The sequence below is a fragment of the Brachybacterium sp. AOP25-B2-12 genome, assembly GCF_052378625.1.
GTDB lineage: Bacteria > Actinomycetota > Actinomycetes > Actinomycetales > Dermabacteraceae > Brachybacterium.
Map to the genome: position 1 here is coordinate 36,675 of NZ_JBQSXW010000021.1, position 10,331 is coordinate 47,005.

Below are 10,331 nucleotides of genomic sequence, written 5' to 3' on the forward strand. Positions count from 1 at the left end.
CCGGGGCGCGCCGGAGGGTTGTACGACCTCGACAAACGTACGCTCGAAGCATGACCGCACTCCCCGTGAGCACGTCGTCGCCGGTCGGGTCCATCCCGACGTCGACCGGCGGCCTCGTGCGCCCCCTCCCCCGTTCCTCCCGGCCCCTGCGCGTGCTGCTGACCACCGACTGGTGGGAGCCCGTCGTCAACGGCGTGGTCGCCTCCGTCACGACCCTCAAGCGCGAGCTCGAGGCAGCCGGGTGCGACGTCCGCGTACTGACCCTGTCCGACGGCCTGCGCTCGAGCCGCCGCGACGGCGTGTACCGCCTCGGCTCGGTGTCGGCGTCGATCTTCTACGACCGCGCCCGGATCGGCGTGCTGCGCAACGATCCGATCCGCCGCGAGATCCTCGAGTGGTCCCCGGACGTCGTCCACTCCCAGTGCGAGTTCACCACCTTCGTCTGGGCCCGCCGCATCGCGCGCGAGCTCGGGGTGCCGCTGCTGCACACGTACCACACCATCTACGAGGACTACACGCACTACTACTCCCCGAGCCGCACGATGGGCCGCAAGATGGTCGCGGCCTTCTCCCGCAAGCTGTGCGAGAGCACCGACGCGGTCGTGGCGCCCACCGCCAAGGTCAAGGAGCTGCTCGAGGGCTACGGGGTCACCCGTCCCGTGCACGTCGTGCCCACCGGCCTGGACCTGCGCCGCTTCCGTCCGGTGCGTGACGACGCCGATCGGGCCGATGTCGCCTCCCTGCGCCGTGCGCTCCGGATCCCGGCGGAGGATCTGCTGCTGGTCTCGGTGTGCCGCCTGGCCAAGGAGAAGAACGTCGAGGAGGTCCTGACCCACCTCGCGGCCTCCGGACGCGAGGACTGGACCCTGGCCCTCGTGGGCGACGGCCCGTCCCGCGAGGATCTCGCAGAGCTCGCCGCCGATCTCGGGATCGCCGACCGCGTCCGCTTCGTCGGCGCGATCGATCCCGCGGAGGTCCCCCGCTACTACCGCATGGCCGACGTCTTCGTCAGCGCCTCGCTCTCGGAGACCCAGGGGCTGACGTTCATCGAGGCCCTCGCCTGCGGCCTGCCGCTGCTGTGCCGGCGCGACCCCTCGCTCGAGGGTGTGGTGCTCGACGGGATCACCGGCTGGCAGTACGCCGACGAGCAGGAGTTCACCTATCGCCTCGCCGACCTCGCCGACCACCGGGCGGGGAGGGAGCGGATGGCCCGTGCCGCCGCGGTCCACGCCCATGCGACCTGCGGTTCCGAGGCGTTCGCCCGCACGATGATCGGGGTCTACGAGGACGCCCTGTCGCGCAGCCGCGCGCTGCGTCTGACCGCCGCGTGACGGCGCCCGACGTGCCGATGAGCTTCCGCACCCGCCTTCCGGGGACCCTGCCCGATCGCCTGTCGATCCGCGCGCGGGGCCTCGCCGACGCCGCCCTGCGCACGGTGCGCGGACGCCCCACCCGGGAGCGCGCCGCCGCGAACCGCCCGCTGCGGGTGCTGATCCCCCGGGGCCTCGCGCGCCTGGCGACGCAGTCCGGGATCGGCGAGGCGATCCGCCACCAGGAGCACGCCGTGCGCGCCCTGGGCCACCAGGTCGTGACGAGCCCGTGGGGACCCTTCGACGTCGTCCACCTCAACACGCCCTTCCCTGACACGCCGCTGCTGGCCCGCTGGGCGCGCCTTCGGCGGCGGCCGGTGCTGGTCTGGGCGCACTCGACGGAGGAGGACTTCCGGGACTCCTTCACCGGGGCCAACCGCATCGCTCCGCTGTTCCGGCGCTGGATCGCCTGGATCTACCGGATGGGCGACGCCGTCGTCACCCCCACGGACTACGCGCGCTCGCTGATCGTGCGCCCGCAGTACGGGTTGCGGCGCAACATCCACGTGCTGTCCAACGGCGTGGACACGACCGTCTTCCGGCCCGATCCCGCGGCGCGCGGACCTCTGCGCGAGGACCTGGGCCTCGCTCCGGAGGCCCCCGTGGTCATGAGCGTCGGGATCCAGATGGTCCGCAAGGGGATCCTCGACTGGGTCGAAGTGGCCCGGCGCATGCCCGAGGTGACGTTCGTCTGGTACGGGCACACGGACCCGCGGATGATCACCCGCGACGTGGAGGCGGCGATCTCCTCGGCACCGGAGAACTGCCGATTCCCGGGCTACGTGGCCCCGGCGGTCCTGCGCCGCGCCTACACGGGCGCCGACGCCTTCTGCTTCCTGTCCAAGGAGGAGACCGAGGGCATCGTGCTGCTGGAGGCGCTGGCGTGCGGGACCCCGGCCGTGGTGCGGGACATCCCGATCTACCGCGACTGGCTGCCCGACGGCGTGGTCACCCGTATGGTGCGCGGCACCGGGGACGCCTTCGTGGCCGATGTGGTCACGCGCCTGCGCGACCTGCTGGACGGGCGGCTCGCCGACCTCACGCCGCAGGGCCGCGCCGCCGCCGAGGCCGTGGACCTGCGGCGCGTCGCCGAACGTCTCGGGGAGATCTACCGCACCGAGGGCATCCGCACGATCGGCCGGTGAGATGGCCGTCAGGAACGGCGCGGACCGCTCCACAGCACCAGCTCGCCCGGGGCGCGGCGCTCGGGCCGCTGACCGCGGCGCATCGACGTGACCTGCCCCGCGGCATCGGCGGCGAAGAACCTCCGCGTCGGGCGTGACCCGAGCTCCCCGGACAGCACGTCCTGGGCGGCGTCGAGCTGGTCGGCCTTGCGGCGCACCCGGTCCTCGAGCTCGAGGATCCGTTTGATGCCCGCGAGGTTCACGCCCTCGTCCTGGGAGAGCTGCTGGACCTGCCGCAGCCGCTCGACGTCCAGCGCGCTGTAGCGGCGGCCACGGCCGGCCGTGCGCTGGGGGGTGACCAGGCCCAGGCGGTCGTACTGCCGCAGGGTCTGCGGGTGCATCCCCGAGAGCTCGGCGGCCACGGAGATCACGAAGACGGGCGCGCGTTCGTCGAATCCTGAGGTGGCTGCCATCGTGATCCCCTCGTCCTCATCGGGCCGCGTCGGCCATCAGGCGCGAGCGCGGATCATCGTGCAGGGCATCGCGCAGGGCGATGACCGCCTCGCGCTGGGTGTCGTCGAGGTCCTGGGGCACCTGCACCTCGACGGTCGCGAGCAGATCGCCCGTGCCCTTGGGGGTGGTGATGCCCTTGCCCTTGGCGCGCAGGGTGCGTCCCGTGGGCGTGCCCGCGGGGACCTTCAGGCGCACGCTGCCGCCGTCGAGCAGCGGGACCTGCACGGTGGCCCCGAGCACCGCCTCGTCGAAACGGATCGGGACGGTGACCCGCAGGTTCGTGCCGTCGAGCGAGAAGACGGGATGCGGGGTGACGTCGATCGTCAGCAGCAGGTCACCGGCGTCGCCGCCGGTGGTCGACGGCTGGCCCTTGCCGCGCAGACGGATCTTCTGTCCGTCGTGCACGCCGGCCGGGACACGGGCGGTCACGGTGCGACCGCCGACCTCGAGCCGGATCTCCGTGCCGAGCGCGGCCTCCCGGAAGCCCAGACGGGCCCGGGCGCTGAGGTCCTGGCCCTTGGTGGGGCCGCCGTAGCCCGCGCCGGAGAAGCCGCCCCGGCTGCCGCCGAAGCCGCCGCCGGCGCCCCCTGCGCCGCCGCCGAACATCGAGAAGATGTCCTCCATGTTCGGGGCGCTCTGGCCACCGCCGCCGGCGTACCGAGGACGTCCGCCGCCTGCGCCGCCGCCTCCGAACATCGAGGAGAAGACGTCCTCGAAGCCCTCGGCGCCCGAGGGGCCGCCGGCGCCGGAGGAGAAGCGGGCGCCGCCGCTGCCCATGGCGCGGATCGCGTCGTACTGCTTGCGCTGCTCGGGGTCGTTGAGCACCCCGTAGGCCTCGCCGACGGCCTTGAAGCGGTCCTCCGCGCCGGCGTCATCGGGATGACGGTCGGGGTGGAGCTCCTTGGCCTTCGTGCGGTAGGCCTTCTTGATCTCCGGGGCGCTCGCGTCCTTCGAGACACCGAGCACCGCGTAGAAGTCCTTGTCGAGCCAGTCCTGTCCGGACATCGTCTGCGCCTCCTTTCGAGTGCGGGGTAGAGGGAGAAATCAGAGGGGAGAACTGCGGGAAGGGGGAGGGATGAGCGGGGTGCTCCACCGCCCATGGATCGGGGCGGACCGCCCGGCAGCGGTGCTGCGCGGACGGCCCGCCCCGATCTCAGGAGGTCACTGCGGGCCGCGGGTGGCCACGCGCGCCGGCCGCAGGATGCGGTCCTTGACGCGATAGCCGGGCTGCAGGACCGTCTTGACGGTGTTGACCGGGACCTCGTCGAAGTCCTCGTGCATGAGGGCCTCGTGCCTGTTCGGGTCGAACTCCTCACCCTCGGCGCCGTAGCGCTCCAGCCCGTGGGAACGCAGGGCGTCCTCGAGCTTGTGCGCGATGGCTCCGAAGGGGGTGCCCTCGGCGAGGTCGCCGTGCTTGCGGCTGAGCTCGATGTCGTCCAGGACGCTCACGAGCGAGCCGAGCACACGCCCCGCCGCGGCCTCGGTGGCCGCCGCGGCACTGGCCTCGATGCGCCGACGGGAGTTGACGTACTCCGCCTGGGAGCGCTTGAGCTCCTCCTCGAGCTCCGCGACGCGGTGCTCGAGCCCGGCGACGCGGTCGTCACGACCGGCGGCGTCCGCGGCGTAGAGCTTCGCGGCCTCGGCGTCGATGGGGTCGACACCCTCGGTCGCTCCCTGCCCCGCGGGGCCCGACGGCCGGACGCTGCCGTCCGTCGGGTCCACGCGGCGCTTGTCGGAGAACGAGAACCGCGAGGTGTCCGGGGTTCCCTCGGGGCCCTGGGGGTCCTGTCGGGGGTCCGGGGTGCTCGGGTCCGGGCTCACTTCTTCTCCTCGTCGTCGTCCACGATCTCGGCGTCCACGACGTCGTCGTCATCCGACGAGGTCGAGGAGGCGGGCTGCTCGCCGGCGGCACCCTCGGTGCCCTCGGCGGCGTCGGCCTGCGAGTAGATCGCGGTGCCGACGGTCTGCAGCGCCTCGTTCAGGGCGTCGCGCTTGGACTCGAGCTCGTCCTTGGGGGCGTCCTCCTTGGCGAGGGACTCCTTGGCGGCCTTGATCGCGTCCTCGGCGCCGGTGCGGTCGCCGTCCGAGATCTTCTCGGCGTTGTCCTTGAGCAGCTTCTCGCCCTGGTAGACGAGCTGCTCGAGGGTGTTGCGGGCATCGGCCAGGTCGCGGCGCTCCTGGTCCTCGGCCGCGTGGGCCTCGGCGTCCTTGACCATGCGGTCGATGTCCTCCTTGGAGAGGGCGGAGCCGCCGGTGATCTGGATGGACTGCTCGTTGCCGGTGCCGCGGTCCTTCGCGCTCACGTGGACGATGCCGTTGGAGTCGATGTCGAAGGTGACCTCGATCTGCGGGACGCCACGGGGCGCCGGGGCGATCCCGGACAGCTCGAAGGTGCCGAGCAGCTTGTTGTCGCGGGTGAACTGACGCTCGCCCTGGAACACCTGGATCGCGACGGAGGGCTGGTTGTCCTCGGCGGTGGAGAACACCTCGGAGGTCTTGGTGGGGATGGCCGCGTTGCGCTCGATGAGCTTGGTCATCACCCCGCCCTTGGTCTCGATGCCCAGGCTCAGCGGCGTGACGTCCATGAGCAGGACATCCTTGCGCTCACCCTTGATGACGGCGGCCTGCAGGGCCGCACCGATCGCGACGACCTCATCGGGGTTGACGCCCTTGTTGGGCTCCTTGCCGGTGAGCTCCTTGACGACCTCGGAGACGGCGGGCATACGGGTCGAGCCGCCGACGAGGACCACGTGGTCGATGTCGGAGACCTTGACGCCGGCGTCCTTGATCACCTGGTGGAACGGCGCCTTGGTGCGCTCGAGCAGATCAGCGGTCATCTCCTCGAAGTGCGAGCGGGTCAGCTTCTCGTCGAGGTGCAGCGGGCCGTTCTCGGTCATCGAGAGGTACTGGAGGGAGATGTTCGTGGACGTGGTCGACGACAGCTCCTTCTTGGCCTGCTCGGCGGCCTCCTTGAGGCGCTGCAGGGCGATGCGGTCCTTGGAGAGGTCCACGCCGTCCTTGTTCTTGACCTGCTGGACGAGCCAGTCGACGATCTTCTGGTCCCAGTCGTCGCCGCCGAGGCGGTTGTCGCCGGCGGTCGCCTCGACCTGGATGGTCGAGCCGTCCTCGTCCTTGGAGACCTCCAGGAGCGAGACGTCGAACGTGCCGCCGCCGAGGTCGAAGACGAGGATCTGCTCGTCGTTCTTGCCCTTCTCGAGGCCGTACGCGAGCGCGGCCGCGGTGGGCTCGTTGATGATGCGCAGGACGTTGAGGCCTGCGACCTGCCCGGCGTCCTTGGTGGCCTGGCGCTCGGAGTCCGAGAAGTAGGCCGGGACCGTGATCACGGCGTCCGTGACGGTCTCACCGAGGTAGGACTCGGCGTCGCGCTTGAGCTTGCCCAGGATGCGGGCGGAGATCTCCTGCGGCGTGTACGTCTTGTCGTCGATCTTCGTGGTCCAGTCGGTGCCCATGTGGCGCTTGACGGATGAGACGGTGCGGTCGACGTTGGTGACGGCCTGGCGCTTGGCGACCTCGCCGACGAGGACCTCGCCCTGCTTGGAGAAGGCGACGACGGACGGGGTGGTGCGCAGACCCTCCGCGTTGGCGATCACGGTGGGCTGACCGCCCTCGAGGACCGCGACGCAGGAATTGGTGGTGCCGAGGTCGATGCCGACGACACGGGACATGGGTGCCTGCCTTTCATACGGCCGATCGGCCGCGATAGCGAGTGAAGCTCTACGGCTCAAGTACAGGAGCCCGGGTTGACCGTGTCAAACCTCGACGCACTGAACTTGAGTACACCAGGCTCAACCATGGGGGTGGGTGGTTCATTCCTCGCGCTCTCGCGCTGTGTCGGGAGTCACAGCTGTAGGTTCTCGCCCAACTTGGCCAGTTCTCACTTACTTGGCCAGTGCGTGTCAGATTTCTCCCCGACCTGTCAGACGGGCACGATGGACGTGTGGGCGGACGCGAGGTGTTCCTCCGGTACTGCACCGTCGCCGGCGACGAGGTCGCGACGACGTGGGAGCAAGCACGTGCCGATCTGATCGTCGAGGGACTACCCGTGCGAGTGCCGCCGACCTACCGGGGCCAACGCAGCTACCCAGGATTGTTCTGGGCCGCGACCAATGATCGAACTCTGGTCTACGAGAGCTTGCTCGAGCTGGATCGACTGTGGTTGGCGGACTTCGATCCGGCAGTGACCAGAATCTGTACCCAGCCGTTCCAAGTCACCGGCCTCGACGGTACGGACGCACGTTCGCACGTGCCCGATGTGCTGCTGATCGATGACGACGGCACGGCGACCGTCGTCGACGTGAAGCCCGCTGCGCTCGTCGAGAAGACACGGGTTCGTGCCCAGTTCGAATGGACGCGTCGGCTCTGTCGCGACAAGGGCTGGCGTTACGAGGTCTTCACCGGCAGCGACCCCATCCTGCTGCGCAACATCAAGCTCCTTGCCCTCGGCCGCCGGCCCGGACGACTGCCCGACGAGTACCTACCAGAAGTACGGGCAAGATTGGACGGGCCCGAAACCACGTTGGGCAATATCCTTGCCCGCAGGCCCGTGACTGGAGATGAAAGTCTGTGGCACGCGGCAGTCTTCGCGCTCGCCTGGTCCGGTGAGGTCACGATCGACCTCCGCCATCCCGTGAACGCCGAGACGATCCTCCAACGCACCGCCGAGGTGATGGCGTGAGCGCGGAGACCCTGGGCACATCGGTGGGGGCGCGGCTCTGGTACGAGGGCGCAGCCTGGACAGTCGTCCAACTCGATGGGTCCGCAGTTCTGTTGCGGTCGGCCGACCGGTTCATGCGCGTCCACGCGCCCGCTCTGGTGGGCGTTGCCCGGGCACTGGACGATCCCATGCAGGAGGAGGGACCGCATGCCGAGCTTGATGCGGTCATCCTCGCCGGGCTAACCAGGGCTCAACGATCTTGCATCGAGGCCGAAGCCGAGGGGACTGATGCACGATCAGGTGTCACATGATCGTGCATCAGTCCCTGCATCCGCCGCCACCACCCCGGCGCCCACCGCGCCACCCCCTAACTCCTCCCCGCACCCCGGCGGCTCTCCGGCGGGCCAAAGCACCGCGTCCCCCGCAGCGTCACCTGATCGCTGGAAATAGCATCGCGAGTCAGTCCAGTCGTAGAGGATGGCGTCCATGAAAGCTTTCGACGCGAACCTGCTGGAGCTCCTACGGAAGAGCAACCAGCTCATGGTGCCCATCTACCAGCGGGTGTACTCGTGGGAGCGGGCCGAGTGCCAGCGCCTCTGGGACGACATCCTGTACGCCGGCAAGACCGAGAGCCTGCCTGCCCACTTCACCGGGTCCATCGTCTATGTCGAGCGGGGCCAAGGCACTCTCACGTCGGCTGAGCCTGACCTGATCATTGATGGCCAGCAGCGCGTCACCACGGTCATCTTGCTCCTCGCCGCACTGGCCGCGCACCTCGAGGAGCTTCCCGAAGACCAGCGAGAGCCGGTCGAGGGGTTCTCCCCTCGCAAGATCCGGAACCGCTACCTCTCCAACCCGGATGAAGACGGCGATCAGTTCTACAAGCTGATCCTGTCCAAGGCCGACAAGCCCGCACTGCAGGCCGTCATCGGCTCCGCTCCCCTATCCCAGGTCGAGGGGTCTCGCGTGCGCGTGAACTTCGAGTTCTTCCGCGCGAAGCTGTCCGATCCCGGCGTTGACCTGGTTGCGGTCTGCCTAGGGTTGAAGAAGCTCGTTGTCGTCGATGTACGCCTCACCCGCGGCAGCGACAACCCCCAGCTCGTCTTCGAAACTATGAACTCCACGGGAAAGAAGCTGTCTCAGGCAGACCTCATCCGAAACTTCGTGCTCATGGACCTCGAACCTAAGCAGCAGTCCGAGTTGTACGACCACTACTGGTTCCCGATGGAGCAGATCTTCGCTGGCCCCTACGAGGACCGTTTCGATGAGTTCGTGCGACACTACCTCACACTCAAGACCGGCATCATTCGCAAGGTCGGGGACATCTACGAGGCGTTTAAGGAGTACGCAACCGCTGCCGATCAGCACGGCCAGGGGCGTCGCCTGCTCGTCGAGGACCTCCACCTTCACTCGACGTGGTTCGCCGCGATGGCACTCGAGCGCGAACACCGTCCGCGCCTGGCCCGCGCCTTCCATGACATCGAGCAGCTTCGAGCAACCGTCGTCTACCCGTTCCTGCTCCGCCTCTACCGCGACATGCACATTGGCGTGATCAGCGAGGACGACTTCCTCGAGGTCCTCCACATCACCACGTCGTACCTGTTCCGACGCGCGGCTTGCCAGGTTCCGACGAACACTCTGAACAGCACGTTCGCGGCCATGGGCGGCGCCATCGACCCTAATGACTACGTCCGCAGCATCGCCGCCCGATACCTGACTCTGGGAGGGAGCACCCGCTTCCCGCGCGATGCAGAATTCCGCGAGGCGCTGCGCGGCAACGACTTCTACCATTTCAAGCGCGCCCGGTACTTCTTCCGGAAGATTGAGAATGAAGGCCGTAAAGAACCGGTCTCCACCGCCGAGTACAGCATCGAGCACATTATGCCGCAGAACGAGCGGCTACACACCGAATGGCAGAAGGCGCTCGGAGAGAACTGGAAGGGAATTCATCAAAAATACCTCCACACACTTGGCAACCTCACACTGACCGGCTACAACTCAGAGTACTCCGACAAGCCATTCGCACAGAAACGCGACATGGAGGGAGGGTTCAAGCACAGCCCCCTACGGCTCAACGAGGGGCTCGGACAACTCGAGACGTGGAACGAAGAGTCCATCCGTGAACGATCCGAACGACTCGCCAAGCGCGCACTCGCCCTGTGGCCCCTCCCCGACCTCGACGACAACACACTCGCCACCTACCGCCAGCGCTTCCGGGACAGAACAGGATTCGACTGGACCCTCGTCCACAGCATCCTGGAGCAGCTTCCCGCTGGCCGTTGGAGTGGCTACTCGGACCTCGCCGAAGCCGCGGGCACCTCGGCCCAGCCACTCGCGGGCCACATCTCCCAGTGCCGACTGTGCACAAATCCCTACCGCATCCTGACGGCTGACGGCCGCGTCGCAAAGAAGTTCCGGTGGAGCGACCCTGACGACCACCGCGACCCCCGCGAGCTCCTCGAAGCCGAAGGCATACAGTTCGCAGGCAGGATCGCCGACCCCGAACAGAGACTCGACGCCGAGGACCTCCTCGCCCTGGTGCGCGAATAGCCGCCACCCGCCGCCTCCCACCCCGCGGGACTGGGAAGATACGCCCATGAGTCAAAAACCTCTCGTGCTGCCCGACGTCCGCTCCAGAGCAGGGGCGTT

The 10,331-nt window shown here is 68.7% G+C and carries 9 protein-coding genes; 5 read left to right on the forward strand and 4 right to left on the reverse strand.

What is annotated here, in order from left to right; all coding sequences use genetic code 11:
* Positions 1-50 precede the first annotated feature (50 nt).
* Together ACT3TZ_RS13250 and ACT3TZ_RS13255 are read left to right on the forward strand one after the other, a co-directional pair.
* Positions 51-1,331, forward strand: coding sequence for a glycosyltransferase family 4 protein (locus ACT3TZ_RS13250; protein ID WP_444583902.1), 1,281 nt, complete (start codon positions 51-53; stop codon positions 1,329-1,331).
* Positions 1,328-2,515: a glycosyltransferase family 4 protein gene (locus tag ACT3TZ_RS13255; RefSeq protein WP_444583903.1), complete on the forward strand. Its 1,188-nt coding sequence runs from the start codon at positions 1,328-1,330 to the stop codon at positions 2,513-2,515. Before ACT3TZ_RS13250 ends, ACT3TZ_RS13255 begins: the two co-directional genes overlap by 4 nt.
* An 8-nt stretch (positions 2,516-2,523) precedes the next feature.
* On the opposite strand, the gene ACT3TZ_RS13260 is transcribed toward ACT3TZ_RS13255, so the two are convergent.
* The 4 genes from ACT3TZ_RS13260 to dnaK form a co-directional block, all read right to left on the reverse strand.
* Positions 2,524-2,967 (reverse strand): heat shock protein transcriptional repressor HspR, encoded by a 444-nt coding sequence (locus ACT3TZ_RS13260; protein ID WP_444583904.1) that lies wholly within the window; start codon positions 2,965-2,967, stop codon positions 2,524-2,526.
* Between the two features lie 16 nt (positions 2,968-2,983).
* Positions 2,984-4,012: a DnaJ C-terminal domain-containing protein gene (locus tag ACT3TZ_RS13265; protein WP_444583905.1), complete on the reverse strand. Its 1,029-nt coding sequence runs from the start codon at positions 4,010-4,012 to the stop codon at positions 2,984-2,986.
* 156 nt (positions 4,013-4,168) lie between these two features.
* The gene (locus tag ACT3TZ_RS13270) at positions 4,169-4,828 is read right to left on the reverse strand and encodes a nucleotide exchange factor GrpE (RefSeq protein WP_444583906.1); all 660 of its coding nucleotides are present in this window, start codon (positions 4,826-4,828) and stop codon (positions 4,169-4,171) included.
* Positions 4,825-6,693: a molecular chaperone DnaK gene (gene dnaK, locus ACT3TZ_RS13275; protein ID WP_444583907.1), complete on the reverse strand. Its 1,869-nt coding sequence runs from the start codon at positions 6,691-6,693 to the stop codon at positions 4,825-4,827. The genes ACT3TZ_RS13270 and dnaK overlap by 4 nt, the downstream gene beginning before the upstream one ends.
* Positions 6,694-6,965: 272 nt before the next feature.
* On the opposite strand from dnaK, the gene ACT3TZ_RS13280 reads away from it, so the two are divergent.
* From ACT3TZ_RS13280 to ACT3TZ_RS13290, 3 genes are all read left to right on the forward strand, one after another.
* Complete coding sequence (locus tag ACT3TZ_RS13280) at positions 6,966-7,703, forward strand: TnsA-like heteromeric transposase endonuclease subunit (protein WP_444583908.1); 738 nt, start codon at positions 6,966-6,968, stop codon at positions 7,701-7,703.
* Positions 7,700-7,993: a hypothetical protein gene (locus ACT3TZ_RS13285; RefSeq protein ID WP_444583909.1), complete on the forward strand. Its 294-nt coding sequence runs from the start codon at positions 7,700-7,702 to the stop codon at positions 7,991-7,993. Before ACT3TZ_RS13280 ends, ACT3TZ_RS13285 begins: the two co-directional genes overlap by 4 nt.
* Positions 7,994-8,168: 175 nt before the next feature.
* Positions 8,169-10,232: a GmrSD restriction endonuclease domain-containing protein gene (locus ACT3TZ_RS13290; RefSeq protein ID WP_444583910.1), complete on the forward strand. Its 2,064-nt coding sequence runs from the start codon at positions 8,169-8,171 to the stop codon at positions 10,230-10,232.
* Positions 10,233-10,331 lie beyond the last annotated feature (99 nt).